This is a genomic window from Winogradskyella pacifica (genome assembly GCF_013403915.1).
Lineage (GTDB): Bacteria > Bacteroidota > Bacteroidia > Flavobacteriales > Flavobacteriaceae > Winogradskyella > Winogradskyella pacifica.
Map to the genome: position 1 here is coordinate 138,894 of NZ_JABFDI010000002.1, position 17,970 is coordinate 156,863.

The 17,970-nt window shown below is 34.5% G+C and carries 10 protein-coding genes; 5 read left to right on the forward strand and 5 right to left on the reverse strand.

The window, feature by feature from the left end; translation table 11 throughout:
* Positions 1-49: 49 nt before the first annotated feature.
* From ilvA to ilvD, 5 genes are all read right to left on the reverse strand, one after another.
* Positions 50-1,318 carry a threonine ammonia-lyase IlvA gene (gene ilvA / locus HM984_RS02365; RefSeq protein ID WP_179347970.1) on the reverse strand — a complete coding sequence of 423 codons (1,269 nt, stop codon included), beginning with the start codon at positions 1,316-1,318 and terminating at the stop codon, positions 50-52.
* Positions 1,319-1,421: 103 nt separating this feature from the next.
* Positions 1,422-2,921, reverse strand: a complete 1,500-nt coding sequence (gene ilvC, locus HM984_RS02370) for a ketol-acid reductoisomerase (RefSeq protein WP_179347971.1) — start codon at positions 2,919-2,921, stop codon at positions 1,422-1,424.
* 112 nt (positions 2,922-3,033) lie between these two features.
* Positions 3,034-3,564 (reverse strand): acetolactate synthase small subunit, encoded by a 531-nt coding sequence (gene ilvN / locus HM984_RS02375; protein WP_179347972.1) that lies wholly within the window; start codon positions 3,562-3,564, stop codon positions 3,034-3,036.
* A gap of 112 nt (positions 3,565-3,676) precedes the next feature.
* A complete protein-coding gene (gene ilvB, locus HM984_RS02380) occupies positions 3,677-5,413 on the reverse strand; it encodes a biosynthetic-type acetolactate synthase large subunit (RefSeq protein WP_179347973.1) in 1,737 nt (578 codons plus the stop codon).
* 152 nt (positions 5,414-5,565) lie between these two features.
* Positions 5,566-7,245 (reverse strand): dihydroxy-acid dehydratase, encoded by a 1,680-nt coding sequence (ilvD, locus tag HM984_RS02385; RefSeq protein ID WP_115807898.1) that lies wholly within the window; start codon positions 7,243-7,245, stop codon positions 5,566-5,568.
* 499 nt (positions 7,246-7,744) lie between these two features.
* On the opposite strand from ilvD, the gene HM984_RS02390 reads away from it, so the two are divergent.
* The 5 genes from HM984_RS02390 (at position 7,745) to HM984_RS02410 (ending at position 17,884) form a co-directional block, all read left to right on the forward strand.
* The gene (locus HM984_RS02390) at positions 7,745-8,374 is read left to right on the forward strand and encodes a fasciclin domain-containing protein (RefSeq protein ID WP_257018437.1); all 630 of its coding nucleotides are present in this window, start codon (positions 7,745-7,747) and stop codon (positions 8,372-8,374) included.
* 143 nt (positions 8,375-8,517) lie between these two features.
* Positions 8,518-11,325 carry a LuxR C-terminal-related transcriptional regulator gene (locus HM984_RS02395; RefSeq protein ID WP_179347975.1) on the forward strand — a complete coding sequence of 936 codons (2,808 nt, stop codon included), beginning with the start codon at positions 8,518-8,520 and terminating at the stop codon, positions 11,323-11,325.
* A gap of 252 nt (positions 11,326-11,577) precedes the next feature.
* Positions 11,578-14,610 (forward strand): SusC/RagA family TonB-linked outer membrane protein, encoded by a 3,033-nt coding sequence (locus HM984_RS02400; RefSeq protein ID WP_179347976.1) that lies wholly within the window; start codon positions 11,578-11,580, stop codon positions 14,608-14,610.
* 11 nt (positions 14,611-14,621) lie between these two features.
* Positions 14,622-16,160 carry a RagB/SusD family nutrient uptake outer membrane protein gene (locus tag HM984_RS02405; protein ID WP_115807894.1) on the forward strand — a complete coding sequence of 513 codons (1,539 nt, stop codon included), beginning with the start codon at positions 14,622-14,624 and terminating at the stop codon, positions 16,158-16,160.
* 11 nt (positions 16,161-16,171) lie between these two features.
* Complete coding sequence (locus HM984_RS02410) at positions 16,172-17,884, forward strand: LamG-like jellyroll fold domain-containing protein (protein ID WP_179347977.1); 1,713 nt, start codon at positions 16,172-16,174, stop codon at positions 17,882-17,884.
* Positions 17,885-17,970 lie beyond the last annotated feature (86 nt).

Consider the following 17,970-nt stretch of genomic DNA (forward strand, 5'->3'; position numbering starts at 1 on the left):
AATAAAGATACTTAATTGTATCCTTTATGAGGGTTAAGTATATGTTAAGCTATACTAAAAACTGGAATAAATCGGGTTTGTCATTTAGGTAATCTCCATAGAAATTATGAAGTTTCATTTTAGTAATTAATGGCTCTAAATCATCAGGTGATTTTAATTGTAAACCAACGACTGCGACATCATTTTCGCGATTGACTTTTTTAGTGTATTCAAAATGCGTAATATCATCTGTAGGTCCTAAAATATCAACTACAAAATCACGTAAAGCACCTGCGCGTTGCGGAAACTTAATAATAAAGTAATGCTTAAGATTGGCGTAGAGAAGTGCACGTTCTTTAATTTCTGCCATTCGTGTGATATCATTATTGCTGCCACTAATAACACAAACCACGTTTTTACCTTTAATTTCTTCAGAAAATTGGTCTAATGCACAAAGACTTAAAGCTCCTGCTGGTTCAACAACAATAGCATCTTTATTATATAGGTCTAAAATCGTCTGACAAATTTTACCTTCGTCCACCGTAACTACACGATGTAGTGTCTCTTTACAAATAGCAAAACTTAAATCACCAACACGTTTAACCGCAGCTCCATCTACAAAACTATCGATGGTGTCTAACTCCGTATTTTTATTAGCCCTAATAGAGGTTAACATAGCCGGAGCACCTTTGGGTTCTACGCTAATGATTTTTGTTTGAGGTGATAAGATTTTAAAAACAGAGGACAATCCTGCTGCGAGTCCACCACCACCAACTGGTACAAATACATAATGAATGGGATGCGTTTCTGCTTGGTCAATAATTTCTAAACCAACGGTTGCTTGTCCTTCAATAACTTTTTCATCATTAAAAGGATGGACAAACGTTTTGTTAAGTTCCTCACTTTGTTGCATGGCTGCATGGTAAGCGTCGTCAAACGTATCTCCAACTAAAACAACGTCAACAAAATCTTCTCCGAACATTTTTACCTGCTCAATCTTTTGATTTGGAGTAGGGGAAGGCATAAAAATAGTGCCTTTTATTTTTAAAAGCTTACATGAAATCGCCACACCTTGCGCATGGTTTCCTGCACTGGCGCACACAATTTCATTTTCAATTTGAGAAGGACTCAAAGAGGCTATTTTATTATAAGCACCACGGATTTTGTAAGAACGCACAACTTGTAGATCTTCTCTTTTGAAATAAATGTTGGCATCAAAATCTTTAGAATATCTGGCGTTTTTAATTAAAGGTGTTACTGACGCAATTCCTATTAATTTTTCTGCTGCAGCTTCAATAGCTTTTAATGTTGGTCTGTATGTAGTTTTGGTTTCTTCCATGCTCACTTCCCTTGAAAAAGGGAATCTCTTATTTATTAGACCTATCAGGTTTTGACTTCGACTACACTTAGCCATCATAAAACCTGATAGGATAATTTTTTTCTTACGCTAAAACAGATGCTTTTACATCATCAGTTTTAATTACTTTCATTGCAGTCATTGCCGCACGCAAACGTTGACCAACAGCTTCAATAGGATGATTTCTAATCGCGTCATTAACAGCGATTAATTCAATATTATCAACCCCTGTTGTTTTAGAAAATGATTGACCAATAATAGATGTATCCACCGTTTTCATGAAATCCGTTAATAACGGTTTGCAAGCATGATCAAATAAATAACAACCATATTCTGCCGTATCAGAAATGACCCGGTTCATTTCAAATAATTTTTTTCTTGCGATAGTATTGGCGATAAGTGGTAGCTCATGTAAAGATTCGTAATAAGCAGAATCTTCAATAATGCCTGCGCTTACCATCGTTTCGAAAGCGAGTTCAACACCAGATTTTACAAAAGCAATTAGTAATACACCATGATCAAAATACTCTTGTTCTGTAATGTGATCTGAAGTTAATTCTGTTTTTTCAAAGGCAGTTTCTTCAGTTGCAGCTCTCCAAGTTAATAAGTTGATATCGTCATTTGCCCAATCTTCCATCATAGTTTGAGAGAAGTGACCAGAAATAATATCATCCATATGCTTTTCAAAAAGCGGACGCATAATACCTTTTAATTCTTCAGATAATTCGAATGCTTTTAGTTTAGCAGGATTAGATAAACGATCCATCATGTTGGTAATTCCACCATGCTTCAATGCTTCGGTAATCGTTTCCCAACCAAACTGAATTAATTTAGCAGCGTAACCAGGTTCTATACCTTCTTCAACCATTTTATCAAAAGATAAAATGGCTCCGGTTTGTAATAAACCACAAAGAATAGTCTGTTCTCCCATTAAATCACTTTTCACTTCTGCAATAAAAGACGATTCTAATACACCTGCACGATGACCACCAGTTGCAGCAGCATAAGCTTTAGCCTGAGCCCAACCTTTTCCTTCAGGATCATTTTCAGGATGTACTGCAGTTAATGTCGGAACTCCAAAACCTCTTTTGTATTCTTCTCTTACTTCAGTTCCAGGACATTTTGGTGCCACCATAATTACGGTTAAATCCTCACGGATTTTTGTGCCTTCTTCAACAATATTGAAACCATGAGAATAGCTTAATGTTGCCCCTTTTTTCATTAAAGGCATTATCGCTTTTACAACATTGGTATGTTGCTTGTCTGGTGTTAAGTTTAACACTAAATCTGCCGTTGGTATTAATTCTTCATACGTACCAACAGTAAATCCGTTAGAGGTTGCGTTTTTGTAAGAATCACGTTTTTCATCAATAGCTTGCTGACGCAACGTATAAGAAATGTCTAATCCGGAATCGCGCATATTTAATCCTTGATTTAGACCTTGAGCACCACAACCAACAATAACGATTTTCTTTCCTTTTAATGCGTTTACGCCATCTTCAAATTCTGAAGCGTCCATAAAACGACATTTTCCTAACTGATCTAATTGTTCTCTTAATGGTAATGTGTTGAAATAATTTGACATTGTTTTTTTGTTTTTGAGAAAATAGAAGAAGGATAAAAGAGTAAAGACACTGTAATTGTATGTCATTAAATCTTCTATTTTCTTTATTCTATTCTCTTATTTCTTTTTTAATTTAATGTTGCAACGCTTTAAGCATTGTTGATATTTTCATTTCGTCTTTAGTTACAGCAATGCGTCCTGAACGTGTAAATTGCATGATTCCGAAAACGGTTAATTCTCTGTGTAATAAATCTATTTCTTCTTTTCTGCCTGATTTTTCTATAACGAAGAAATCACGATTTACAGTGACAATTCTAGCGTTGCTTTCCTTAATTATATTTTGAATTTGACGTTCATCAAACAACAAGTTAGATCTCATTTTGAAGATGCAAGATTCTTGGTAAATGATTTCTTCCTCCGTATGATAATAGGCTTTGATAACTTCGACTTGCTTTTCAATCTGACCTTGAATCTTTTTCATTTGAGATTCGGTAATATTGACGACAATGGTAAATCTTGAAACACCGTCGATTTCTGATGGTGATGTGTTTAAACTTTCAATATTCATGTGTCTTCTTTGGAATATTGCAGAAATTCTATTCAACAATCCAATGTTGTTTTCCGTATAAATTGAAACGGTATATTGTTTGTTTTCTGTACTCATTTTTTTGAGATTATAGATAAAAGAAAATAGAAAACAGACTCATATTTAGTTCTATTTTACTTTTTTCTCTCATTCGACTTTGTTCTTTTCTCTGTATTCTATTTTCTTCGTTTTACTCTAATCTTATGTCTGAAACACTTGCTCCGGTTGGAATCATTGGGAATACATTACCTTCCTTTTCCACCCTAACTTCTAAGAAGTAAGGACCTTCACAGTCAATCATTTCTTTTACAGCAGCTTTTAAGTCTTTACGTTCGGTTACTTTTTGTGCTTCAATAGAATAGCCTTTTGCAATGGCTACAAAATCTGGGTTGACCATTTCGGTAGAAGCATAGCGTTTATCGAAAAATAACTGTTGCCATTGACGTACCATACCAAGGAATTCGTTATTTAATACCACAATTTTTACAGGGACTTTCTGTTGAAAAATAGTCCCTAATTCTTGAATGGTCATTTGATAACCTCCATCACCAGCAATCATTACAACTTCTCTATCTGGTGCTGCCATTTTTGCACCAATAGCTGCTGGTAAAGCAAATCCCATAGTTCCCAATCCGCCAGAGGTAATATTACTTTTGGTTTTGTTGAATTCGGCATAACGACAAGCAGTCATTTGGTGCTGACCAACATCACTTACAATGGCAGCATCTCCTTTGGTTTGAATGTTGATTTCTTTCAACACTTCAGCCATAGTTAAGCCTTCTTTTGTAGGATGTAAATCGTCTTTAATGACTTTTTCGTATTCTATTTTATATAAATCTTTAAATTTTTGATGCCAATCATTATGAGAATTTTCATTCAATAAGGGTAATAAGCTTTTTAGACTGGCTTTTGAATCCCCTAAAACGGCAACATCGGTTTTTACGTTTTTATCTATTTCGGCTGGATCAATATCAAAATGAATGATTTTTGCCTGTTTTGCATACGTTTCTAAATTGCCTGTGACACGATCATCGAAACGCATTCCGATAGCAATTAAAACATCACAATCGTTAGTTAAAACATTTGGAGCATAATTACCGTGCATACCAACCATCCCAACATTTAATGGGTGCGAAGTAGGAATTGCTGAAGCTCCTAAAATGGTCCAAGCTGAAGGAATTCCAGCCTTTTCAATAACAGCTTTAAATTCTTCTTCTGCCTTTCCTAAAATGACTCCTTGTCCCCAAACTACTAATGGTTTCTTGGCGTTATTAATAAGTTCTGCTGCAGCTTTTAGAGAATTTTCATCTGTATCAGGAACTGGTTTATAACTTCTAATACCTTTACATTTTTCGTATTTAAAATCGAATTCTTCAAACTGAGCATCTTTTGTAATGTCTATTAAAACCGGTCCCGGTCTTCCGCTTCGTGCAATGTAAAATGCTTTTGCGAAAGCCTCAGGGATTTGAGATGCTTTAGTAACCTGGCAATTCCATTTGGTGACTGGTGTAGAGATTCCGACAATATCAGTTTCTTGAAACGCATCGCTTCCTAATAAATGCGAACCTACCTGACCAGTGATACAAACCATTGGTGTAGAATCGATTTGAGCATCAGCAATACCTGTGATTAAATTGGTGGCTCCAGGTCCAGATGTTGCCATGCAGACACCAACTTTACCTGAAATACGAGCATAACCTTGTGCAGAATGTGTGGCGCCTTGCTCATGACGTGTTAGCACATGATGAATTTTATCTTGATACTTATATAATTCGTCATAAACTGGCATAATGGCTCCACCAGGATATCCATATAGTATATCAACACCTTCGGCTAATAAACATTTTATAACTGCTTCACTACCTGAAATACGTTCTGTAGTTTCTGCAGTTTTAACTTGATTTTGCATAGTTTGAGTTTCTTTCATGTTTTTACTTCCCGTTAAATTGGGAATCTCATTTTAAAATCTGTCATCTCTTAGGACGTTAGATTGGTTATTCAATTCTTATGTTTTAATTCTCTTATAATCGAAAGGCTTTCTGCTTTATCGACTAGAAAATTCTTTTTTTTAATGCTATTTTAGAATTCGTCAGTGACACATCCTTTAGATGCTGATGATACTGTTTTAGCGTATTTATAAAGGACTCCTCGTTCAAATTTTAATTCTGGCGCTTTCCAATTTTGACGTCTTTTCTGAAGTTCTGCTTCAGAGACTTCTAATGATATTGAATTGGTTTCTGCATCTATCGTAATAATATCTCCATCTTTTACGACGGCGATTGTGCCTCCTTCTTGTGCTTCGGGTGTAATATGACCAACAACAAAACCATGTGTTCCACCAGAGAAACGACCATCTGTAATTAAAGCCACATCTTTACCTAAACCTGCTCCCATAATTGCAGCCGTTGGTTTTAACATTTCTGGCATTCCTGGTCCACCTTTTGGGCCTTCATATCTAATGACGACCACATCTCCTTTTTCAACTTTACCATCTCTAATACCATCGTTTGCGGCATATTCTCCTTCAAAAACCTTGGCTTTTCCTCTAAAGCATAAGCCTTCTTTTCCTGTAATTTTAGCCACACTGCCTTCGGTAGCTAAATTTCCGTAGAGCATTCTTAAGTGTCCTGAAATCTTAATAGGTTCTTCAATTGGTTTTATAACGTCTTGTCCTTCTTTAAGATCTGGTACATCTAATAAGTTTTCTGCAATTGTTTTTCCTGTGACAGTTAAACAATCTCCGTGAATCATACCTTTCTTTAAAAGATATTTTAATACTGCAGGAATTCCTCCGACGGCATGAACATCTTCCATTAAATATTTTCCGCTAGGTTTTAAATCTGCTAAAAATGGCGTGTTATCACTGATAGCTTGAAAATCTTTTAGGGTAAAATCTATTTGCGCGGCTCTGGCAATGGCTAAAAAGTGTAATACGGCATTTGTAGAACCTCCTAAAATAGTCACTAGTCTTACTGCATTTTCTAAAGATTTTCTAGTAATAATATCTGAAGGCTTTATATCTTTTTCTAATAATAAACGTAAAGCTTCACCGGCTCTTACGGATTCTTTTTTCTTAGCATCGCTTAACGCGGGATTTGAAGAATTAAAAGGTAAAGTCATTCCTAAAGCTTCAATAGCAGAAGCCATAGTATTTGCCGTGTACATACCTCCGCAGGCTCCAGCTCCAGGACATGCTTTTTCAACGATACTTTGATATTCAGTTTCGTCCATAGTTCCAGCAACTTTACTTCCCCACGCTTCAAAAGCAGAAACAACATCTAACTTTTTTCCTTCGTGGCAGCCAGAATCGATTGTACCTCCATAAACTAGGATACTTGGTCTATCTAAACGAATCATGGCCATTAATGCTCCAGGCATATTTTTATCACATCCTACGACTGTGATTAGCCCATCATAACTCATGGCTTGGACTACGGTTTCCATTGAATCCGCAATAATATCTCGAGAAGGCAATGAGTAACGCATTCCTGGTGTTCCCATAGATATACCGTCGCTCACACCAATGGTGTTAAAAATTAACCCAATCACATCTTCGTTTTTTGTACCTTCTTTAACCAGTTTGGCTAAGTCATTAAGATGCATATTACAAGGATTACCTTCGTAACCTGTACTTGCAATACCGACGATTGGTTTAAAGAAGTCTTCTTTGGTTAATCCGATAGCATGCAGCATGGCTTGAGCCGCTGGTTGCGTTGGATCTTGTGTAACTGTTTTACTGTATTTGTTTAATTCGCTCATAATAAATAGGTGTGCAACATCGATTTGCTAAATCTAAATTACTTGATATACTATGTTTAGTTATTAATATTCTATTTCTTAATCTAAATTCAATACTACAAACATCAATTTAACCTTCTGTTAATCAATATTTTAAGTCTTGTTTATTATGATGTTCAAGTATGTGAATTTTTTATATAAAAAAAGCCTTCCGGAAAAGGAAGGCTTTAAATAAATCTATATTTTAATTTATCATAACATTCCTTGGCTTCGCGAAATAATCACGATGCTAATAATAGAAATGATATTGATAATTTGGTTTTTCATATACTGAATCAAATATTGTACATTTTATTTTAGAATCCAAATTTAAAAACGCGAAGTACACCTAAAAGTATGTGTTATAGGGATTTAATTTTTTGTTAAAGTTATACTAAACTCGAGCTTGGAAAAATCCATAAGCCTGAAATACCGTATATATAGTATAACCAATAAATAAAATTTAATTATGAAATTAAAAATGAATAGAATATTAGGAACCGTAACATGTATGTTATTTTTAGTCTTAACAGCATGTAACGATGGAAAAAAAGAAGCAGAAAAGATGAAAATGGATGCTGAAAAGGTTGAAATGGAGGCTACGCAGAAGAAAGACATGGAGATGAAAAAGATGGAGGAAGAAAAGAGAGTAATGGCCATGGAAACCAGTATTGCAGGTAAAGCAATGTCTAATGATGATTTGTCTACTTTAGTAGCGGCATTAAAAGCTGCAGATTTAGCAACAATGTTATCAGAACCTGGAAATTATACTGTTTTTGCGCCATCTAATCAGGCCTTTTCTAAATTGCCAGAAGGTACGGTAGATAACTTGCTGAAGCCTGAGAATAAAGAAGGTCTTCAAAATGTTTTAAAATACCATGTAGTATCTGGGAAAATAACTTCGGATAAACTCATGGAAGCTATTAAAGGAGGAAAAGGTAAATATACTTTTAAAACTGTAGGTGGTGAGGAATTAACGGCTATGATGGATGGTGATCAATTTATGATACAAGATTCTAGAGGTAAAAAATCTCAAGTCGTTCAAGGAAATGTTGATGCATCAAATGGAATAGTATACATTATCAATGATGTATTGATGGCTAAGAAATAATAACATTTAATGACTAATAGTTTAAAGACTCAACTTCGGTTGGGTCTTTTTTTTATATCACGAATTATGTATCTAAGTGCAGTCACGTTGAATGAAATTCTTATTTTTAAAGCGTTTTCATAAAATTTGTATATTGTTGTTACATGAAAAAAATATTATTTTTTTTACTTTTCTTAATCGTTTTTTCTTCAGAGTGTTATAGTCAATTCTCTCCAAACATCCATAATTTTACGTTGGCTGAGTATAAAGCAGGTAATCAAAACTGGGGTATTTCTAGAGCTGATAATGGTAAAGTCTATGTTGCTAACAATAGTGGATTGTTAGAATATGACGGTTTGGTTTGGAAATTCCATCAATTACCGAATAAGACTATCGTGAGATCTGTTTTGGCAGTTGATGATATTGTCTATACAGGATCTTATGAAGAATTCGGGTATTGGAAAAAAGATGAATTCGGATATCTTAAATATTATTCTTTAAGTGATAGTGTACTTGACTTAATCTCTCCGAACGAAGAAATATGGGAAGTTGTAAGCTTTAACGGTAAAATCATCTTTAGATCATTTCTGAATATTTATATCTATGATTTTGAGAACGTCATTCAATTAAGTCCTGGTTCGGTTATAATTTCTTGTAGCGTCGTTGAAGACAACTTATATATAAGCACCTTAAATCAAGGTATATTTAAATTGAAAGAAAAGGCACTAGAACCTTTTTATTCTAATGAGTTATTATTAGATACTAAAATTGTTTCTGTCAATACATACAAGGATAAACTTTTATTAATGACGTCACTAAAAGGAAGTTTTTTCTTGGATAATGGTCGGCTAATTCCAACGAATTTTGAAATTGATGAACAGATACGTCTGCATCAACTCAATGCATTTTCCATTTTAGGTAATGGAGATATGGTTTTTGGAACCATAAAAGACGGGGTCTTCTTAACGGATAATAATGGGAACTCTAAGTTTCATATAAGTAAAGAGAATGGCTTACTTAATAATACGGTTTTAGGTCAATCTATAGATAAAACAGATAATCTTTGGCTGGGTTTAGATAATGGTATCGCTAATATTGAACTTAATAACAGTAACTATTTTTTTAATGATGTTTCTGGTAAGTTAGGCGCCGTTTATGATGTAGTTAAATATAAAGGTGTCATTTATATTGGTACCAATACAGGGCTTTTTAGGTTGGATAAAGACGATAAATTAAAATTTATTGAAGGTTCACAAGGTCAGGTGTGGGATTTGGAGATTATTGAAGATGAACTGTTTTGCGGTCATAATGAAGGTACATTTATTGTGGACGAGGATAAAATGATTCCTATCTCTACTTATACGGGTGGTTGGACCATTAAAAAAGTACCAGAACGAGAGCATACGTATATACAAGGTACATATTCTGGTTTAGTGCGGTTTGAAAAGGTATCTGGCCAATGGCAGGTGAAACACCTTGGTAAAACCTCAGTTCCTTCACGTTTTTTAGTGTTTGAAAATCCAAATACTGCCTGGGTGGCTCATGCAACCAAAGGTGTGTCTAAAATTAGTTTTGATGATAATTATGATGAGATCACTGAAGTCAAGGAATACCATGACAAAGGCTTAAGTTCTAACTATAATGTGCGCGTTTATAATATTAGGAACAATATTAGTTTTAAGTCTAATGAAGGCTGGCAAAAATACGAACCGATTTTAGATTCTATAGTCCCTTATGAGTTACTCAATGATTTGTTAGGTAAGAATAGTTACATTATTTCAGAAGACAATACGGATGTTTTTGCCTTAAAAAATAAAGGTGGTTTTATAGAATTTAAATCATTTGATACTACTCGGGACGATTTTTATTTAAACGATATTTTTTTAAAGAACAGGTATATTGTAGGTTACGAAAACGTCTCTAAGATTAAAGACTCTATTTATGCTTTAAATCTCGATAATGGTTTTATGATGATAAATAATACGTCTATTGCAGGCGTTAATTTATATAAGCCAAACATAGAGACTATTTCAATAAGTGGAGTTCCTCTTAGTGTTTCTGCTATTGAAGATGAATTGGTAGGTTTTAAATTTAAAGAAAGTGTTGCTGTAGAATTATCGTCTTCAAAATCTCTAAATCATTTTTTTGAGTATCGTATTTCAGAAGCAAATGTTGATGAAGGGAATGATATATGGTATACAATTGATGGTAATAAAGTAGAGTTTTCAAACCTTATAGATGGTGATTATACTATTGCTTTTAGAACTAGTGATAACGCGGGTAATGTGTCATCGATTAAATCTTTGCGAGTAGATGTGTATCCTCCTTGGTATAGAGATACGTTAGGATATTTACTGTATTTGCTTTTAGCAGGCTTAATCATATTTGTGTTTTACACACTTCACCATAAAAAAATAGCGAAGGAACAGCGGATCATTAAGATTAAATATCAAAAAGAGCAGCAAAAGTTATTGCGAGAAAAAACTTTAGAAAATGAAAAGCGCATCGTTCAGCTTAAAAATGAATCATTACAGAACGAAATAAAGCTTAAAAGCAAGCAGCTAGCTAATAATGCTATGGCCTTGGTTAAGAAGAATGAAACCTTACAAGACATTAAGAAGGATTTAATGATTAATAAGGATGGCTTCAATAATTATTACTCATATAAAAAACTGGTAAAGAAGTTAGATAATTCAATTGTTCTAAAGGACGAATGGGAAGTCTTTGAGAATAATTTTAGTCAAGTACACGATGAATTTTTTGAAGCTTTAAAGGCAACACATTCTAAACTTACGCCGAAGGATTTAAAAATTTGTGCATACATCAAAATGAATTTATCTTCAAAAGAAATTGCACCACTTATGAATATCTCAGTTAGAGGTGTTGAAACTCATCGATATCGATTAAAAAAGAAATTAAACTTAGAAAATGATATTTCTTTGATGGATTATTTGTTAAATATTAAAAATTAGGTGTGTTTTCTTACTTTATCGCTGTTCTTCAATACGTCATTACTACGTCACATTGCTAATTCTCTTTCTACTACAACGTTTTTTTTATAGCTTTAGAGTACGTCAAATGGGGTTTTATTTACAGTTAACACGCTTCTTCATAATATGTGGTGTATTTAAAATGTAAATAGATGTTATCAGAGTTTAACTTTTCATTATAATTTAGACTTTTAAATAAACTAACTCTAATTTATTAAATATTAATCAATCTATATGAAAACAAAAATTAGTCTATTGTTGATGTTGTTTATTTCAGTCTGTTCTTTTGCTCAGCAGATTGAAATTAATGGAATTGTAACAAGTGAAAGTGACGGGATGCCTTTGCCAGGTGCTAGTGTCATAATTAAAGGAACGAGCAGAGGAACTACAACTGATTTTGATGGTAGATACATAATTAAGGCAGATGCTGGAGAACAAATTGAATTCAGTTATATCGGTTTTGTTCCACAGCTCATTACTGTAGGTGGTCAAACACAAATAAATATTACGCTACAAGATGATGTGGCATCTCTAAACGAGGTTGTTGTTGTCGGTTATGGTACTCAGAAAAAAGCGGATTTAACAGGTGCTATTTCTACTGTAAAATCGGAAGATATTGCTAAAACACCTAGTGGTAATATTATGCAGTCCATACAAGGAAAAGTGGCAGGTGTGCAGGTTGTAAGTAGTGGTTCGCCTGGTGGTTCACCAACGGTTAGAATTAGAGGTGTGAACTCTTACAAAGGGGGAGCAACTCCTTTATATGTCGTTGATGGTATGTTTTATGATACTATTGATTTCTTAGATAGTAATCAAATTGAAACAATTTCGGTTTTAAAAGATGCCTCTTCAATTTCTATTTTTGGTCAAGCCGGTGTTAATGGTGTAATCATCATAGAAACAAAGAACGGAAGAACGGAGCAAAAGCCAGTTTTTACTTATAATGGATACTCTGGTTACCAAAATGCTCAGAATGTTGTTAAAATGGCAAACGCAGAGCAATTTGTAACTATGGCTTATGAGTCAAATTCTCAACCAGATATTGATTTTGTTAATAACGCAATACAACGTTTTGGACGTAGCAGAGTGAATCCTAATATTCCAGATGTTAATACTGATTGGTATAAAGAGATTTTGCGCGTTGCGCCAATTTCAAGTCATGGTATTGGTGTTACTGGTGGTTCCGAAAAAACATCTTATAGTGTTAATGCTAACTATTTTTCTCAAGAAGGTATTTTAGATATGGAAAACGAATATGAGCGTTTCAACATTCAATCTAACCTTACGATAGAGTTATCTGACCGTTTAAAAATTGGAACTAATGCTATTTTTAGTAATGCAACGCAATATAATCCTGAAAATGGAGCATGGTTTCAAGCGTATTCTGCAGTGCCAATTTTACCGATTTATGATTACGCAAATACACAAGCAACTTCTACGCCGTATTCAGATGCAAGTCTATTAGGTTACCGTGGAACACAAAACCCGTTTCCTACTATGGAGTATAATAACAATCAGCTTAAGATTAGAAAAGTCTTAACAAGTATGTTTTTAGAGTATGAGTTGGTTCCAGAGAAATTAAAGTTTAAAACATCTTATAGCCATGACTATTCTACCATTTCAGAGAGAAATGTAAGATTACCTTATTTTATATCGTCACAATCACAAAGGGCACAATCTTCTATTAGACGAGCAGAATTAAACTATTCTAAGCAAATATGGGATAATACATTAACTTACAATGATACTTTTGGAGATCATAGTTTAACGCTTCTTGCTGGTTCTTCATATAGAGATTATCAAGATAATTCTTTTGAAGCTACAGGGAATGAAATACAAGGAATTGACTTAGAAAGCTCATGGTACTTAAACTTTGCAAATCCAACGACATTTAATGATCAAGTTAAAGAGTCCGGTGATCGCGAGTATTCAATAGCCTTTTTTAGTCGGTTAGAGTATAGTTTCAAGGATAGGTATTTGCTTAATGCAACTATAAGACGTGAAGGTGATGGAAGATTTCCTAGAGAAATTTGGGTGACTACACCAGCTGTAGGTTTAGGATGGGTAGTTTCAGAAGAGAACTTCATGAAAGATAATAATACAATTAATTTTTTCAAGTTACGTGCAGGTTGGGGACAATTGGCTAATGGATTCTTAGGCGGAAGTGCAGGTACAAGAACCGTATCTACAACAACAGCAGATATAGGTGATACTCAAACGAATGGTATATTGACTACAAATACTTTTCAAAATTTAAAACGTGAGATTTTAGAAGAAACAAATTTCGGTATTAGTTCGCGTTTTTTTAACGATAAATTAAGTTTAGAGATCGATTATTACATCCGTGATACTAAAGATTTAGTGCTTCCAAAGGATATACCAATTACCGCTGAAGTTGTGGATACTAATATTGGCGAAATGCGAAATCAAGGTTTAGAAATTGCAGCCAACTGGAACCAACGTATTAATGATGACTGGAGTTTCTCTGTTGGTGGAAATATAGCAACGCTTAAAAATGAAATAACTAGAATTGATAGTGAACAAGGTTATTTTGATACAGGTGAAGCTGAGTTTCGTCAGAGACTTATTGTTGGAGAGCCAGTAAATGCTTTCTATGGTTGGGAGGTAGCAGGTGTTTATCAAAATGCTGATCAAGTAGCAGCAGATCCAACGGCTCAGAATGAAGCTTCAGCAAACAGTAACCAACTTATACCAGGTGATTTTATTTATAAAGATCAAAATAATGATGGTATTATTGATGACAAAGATAGAGTGGTTTTAGGGTCGTATTTGCCGACATTTACTTATGGTGGAAATCTAAATGTCTCATATAAGAATTTCGATTTATCAGTAGCCGTCTCAGGACAAACAGGAAATAAAATATTGAACCGTAAAAGAGGTGAAGTTATTTTTACTAATGACACAAATATAGATGCTGACTTTGCTATAAATAGATGGCATGGTGAAGGAACTACGAATTCATACCCTTCTTCTGAAGGAAGAAGAAAAGCATGGAACCAGAAAATGAGTAGCTTTTTTGTTGAAGATGGAGCGTATTTTAGAGTTCAAAATATTCAGTTGGCATACACTATACCTGCTAAAACTCTTGGTGAGAATATGCCAGAGATAAGATTTACATGTACAGCAGAGCGCCCTATAACTGTATTTAATTATAATGGGTTTAACCCAGAAGTTAGTGATGGTATTGATCGCGAAACTTATGCAGTGCCTGCAGTGTATACATTTGGTGTAAATATTAAAATTTAAAAAAAGCTATTATGAAAAATATAAGTCAAATAATAAAACAGCTAACACTGATGTTGGCAATTTGTGCGGTGGTTTTCTCTTGTACAGATAAATTAGAAGAGAATGATGGTCAGCTCGCTGCAGATGATCTCGATTTTACCAATTCTGATGATATGATTTTACCGCTTATCGGTTCGTATTCAGCAGTATATTCTAGAGGTTGGGAAGATCCTTTACTTATTGGTGTTAGGGGAGATGATGTTAATGCAGGTGGCTTAGGAGATCAACCTCAGTTTGCAGATACAGATCTTTTTATCTACGATAATGGGTTTTGGATGTACAACCAAATCTGGGAGAATTTTTATGGTGATATCGTAAAAATTGTAAGTTCTCGCGAAACCATTCAATCATATAAAGATTTTGCAATAGAAGATGAAGATTTAGATAAAGCAGATCAATACATGGCAGAATGTAAAGTGTTAAGTGGTTTTACACATTTTCAGATGTCAAGACTTTGGGGAGATATTTTTATAATAGGAACTTCAGATATTACAGCTGAGCTAGATAAGGGTGTTAAAACAAAAGCTGAAGTTATGCAATACATCTCAGATTTAATGGATGAAGCTATTCCGTTTTTGCCAGATGCTAGACCTAATGAAAGACAAGATGTTTCTGGAGGTGTTACTAAATATACAGCTTTGGCTATAAAAGCCTTAGCGAATTTAGAATTAGAGAATTATCAAGCAGTAGCGGATGTTACGGGTGAAATAATTAATTCTAGTAAATTTAATCTTTATCCAGATTTTTATGATCTGTTTAAGAAAGAAGGAGAGCGCAGTAATGAAAATTTATTTGAGTTGCAATTTTCAGATTACGGTACCGAATCTGGTGCAGAAAATTCTCATGAATATGGCCCGTTTGGTCCTTCTAATTGGACTCCAGTTGTAGCGGGTGCATCTGAAGGCTGGGGTTTTTACGAGCCAAGTTTAAAGTTTATTAAATTTATGCTAGACAGAGGTGAAACGACGAGATTAATTACAAGTGTTAATTTTACACCTCGTGGTATAGCTGAAATTACATCAGATCCTGCTTATGCTACCTTACCGAGTTTTGTTTCTAACGTTACACCAGATGGTGATATTTTTAATGACTATTCTAGAGCTAAGTTTGCAAGTGGTAAACATTACTTACCTTCTATTGATTTAACTCCAGGAAGAACAAGATATGGTTCTGGAAAAAACCTCATTGTTATCAGATATGCAGAAATATTACTTATGTATGCTGAAGCTTTAACTCAAGGTGCAAGCGGATCTGCTGGTTCTGCGGATCAAGCTGTTAATGTAGTAAGAGCAAGAGTTGGATTGCCTGCACTTTCAGGTGTAACAACAGATGACGTTATGGATGAAAAATTTGCAGAGCTTGCTATGGAATGGGGAGTACGCTATTTTGATATGATTCGATTGAATAAATATGAAGAGTTAAGCTACGAAGGACGGACATTTACAGCTGAAGACGAGCTTTTACCATATCCGCAAGCGCAATTGGATTTATTACCACTTGATAACAACTAAAAAATTAGAAAATGAAGAATATTAATAAATATATAGTAGCAATTACTGCATTGCTGATGATGGTGTCTTGTTATGACGGCATAGATCCAATCACAGAAGTAGATTCAGGGCCAGACGCAGGTGCTCCTGTTGTAACAATTAATTATCCTACAGAAGGTGCTGTAATTACTGGTTTAGAACTGATTGTGCCAATTAATATTAAATTCAAAGTTGAAGATGATATTGAGGTTAGTTCAATTGTTGTCAATTTGGATGGAGTAGAAATAGCAACTTTCGATACGTTTTTAGATTATAGAATTGTTAATGAAGAATACATTTACGATAGCCTATCTAGTGGAGAGCATGTTTTAACAGTTACAGGTACGGATTTAGCAGGAAATACAACTACTGCTACAGTAAATTTTTCGAAAGCTCCTCCATACGAAGCTATGTTTTCTGGAGAGGTGTTTTACATGCCGTTTGATAACACTTATACCGAATTGTTATCTATAACAGATGCGACTGAAGTTGGCACACCTGAATTTGCTGATAGTGCGTTTGCAGGCACTAATGCCTACATAGCAAGTAATGAATCTTACTTAACATTTCCAATAGAAGGTATGTTTGAGAGTAATATGAGTGGTGCGTTTTGGTATAAAGTTAATGGAGATCCAGATAGATCAGGTATTTTAACTGTTGGAAATGATATTCCAGAAAATAGAAACCAAGGTTTTAGATTACTAAGAGAAGGTACTGCTACAGAACAACGTATTAAGTTAAATATAGGAACTGGTGATGCAGATAATTGGAATGATGGTGGAGTTATTGATGTAACTGCTCAAGAGTGGGTTCACATTGCTTTTACAATTTCGCCAACAGAAACAGTAATTTACCTTGATGGTTTGCCTGTAAATACAGTAACACCAAATGGTCCTATAGATTGGACAGGGACTACCGACATTACAATCGGTGCAGGTGGAGAAACGTTTAGTTATTGGGGACATGAATCTGATGATAGTATTATGGATGAACTTCGTTTATTCAATACAACGTTATCTCAAGATGAAATTCAAAATATGATTAACGTAACTAATCCATACGAGCCAACTTACGATGGTGAAACATTTTATATGCCTTTCAACGGATTTAATACTGAATTTGTAAGCTTAAATGAGCCTACAATGGTAGGAGCAACTGAGTTTTTAGGTGAAGGTTATGAAGGAGGAAATGCTTTTAAAGGCGCTACAGATTCATACCTAACATTCCCTATAGACGGATTGTTTGGTGATGATGCTTTTAGTGCTGCATTTTGGTACAAAGTTGATGGAACACCAGATCGTTCGGGGATATTAGTTGTCGGAAATGACACACCAGAAAATAGAAACCAAGGCTTCAGGTTATTTAGAGAAGGTAATGCAACGGAACAACGTATTAAAGTAAACGTTGGTGTTGGTGATGGAGAAAGCTGGAACGATGGAGGTGTAATAGATGTAACAGCTGGAGAATGGGTACATGTTGCATTAACAGTTTCTGCTACTGAAAGCAAAATCTATTTTAATGGAGTTGAACAATTGTCTTCCGCTTTAAGTTCTAGTATCGATTGGACTGGTTGTTCAGAAATAACAATTGGTGCAGGAGGAGAAACATTTAGTTACTGGGATCACTTATCAGATTTGAGTGCTATCGATGAATTAAGGTTGTTTAATAAGGCTTTAACACAAGCTGAGATAGAGGGTATGCAGTAAAAAGGATAATTCAATTGAGTTAGTCTAATAATTTTTTAATTATCACTTATTTATTTTTAGCGGCATTTTATTTTCTAAGATGCCGC

Coding starts and splice junctions, on each gene's coding strand:
- ilvA (WP_179347970.1), bottom strand. CDS start 1,318: ATGGAAGAAACCAAAACTACATACAGACCAACATTAAAAGCTATTGAA.
- ilvC (WP_179347971.1), bottom strand. CDS start 2,921: ATGTCAAATTATTTCAACACATTACCATTAAGAGAACAATTAGATCAG.
- ilvN (WP_179347972.1), bottom strand. CDS start 3,564: ATGAGTACAGAAAACAAACAATATACCGTTTCAATTTATACGGAAAAC.
- ilvB (WP_179347973.1), bottom strand. CDS start 5,413: ATGAAAGAAACTCAAACTATGCAAAATCAAGTTAAAACTGCAGAAACT.
- ilvD (WP_115807898.1), bottom strand. CDS start 7,245: ATGAGCGAATTAAACAAATACAGTAAAACAGTTACACAAGATCCAACG.
- HM984_RS02390 (WP_257018437.1), top strand. CDS start 7,745: ATGAATAGAATATTAGGAACCGTAACATGTATGTTATTTTTAGTCTTA.
- HM984_RS02395 (WP_179347975.1), top strand. CDS start 8,518: ATGAAAAAAATATTATTTTTTTTACTTTTCTTAATCGTTTTTTCTTCA.
- HM984_RS02400 (WP_179347976.1), top strand. CDS start 11,578: ATGAAAACAAAAATTAGTCTATTGTTGATGTTGTTTATTTCAGTCTGT.
- HM984_RS02405 (WP_115807894.1), top strand. CDS start 14,622: ATGAAAAATATAAGTCAAATAATAAAACAGCTAACACTGATGTTGGCA.
- HM984_RS02410 (WP_179347977.1), top strand. CDS start 16,172: ATGAAGAATATTAATAAATATATAGTAGCAATTACTGCATTGCTGATG.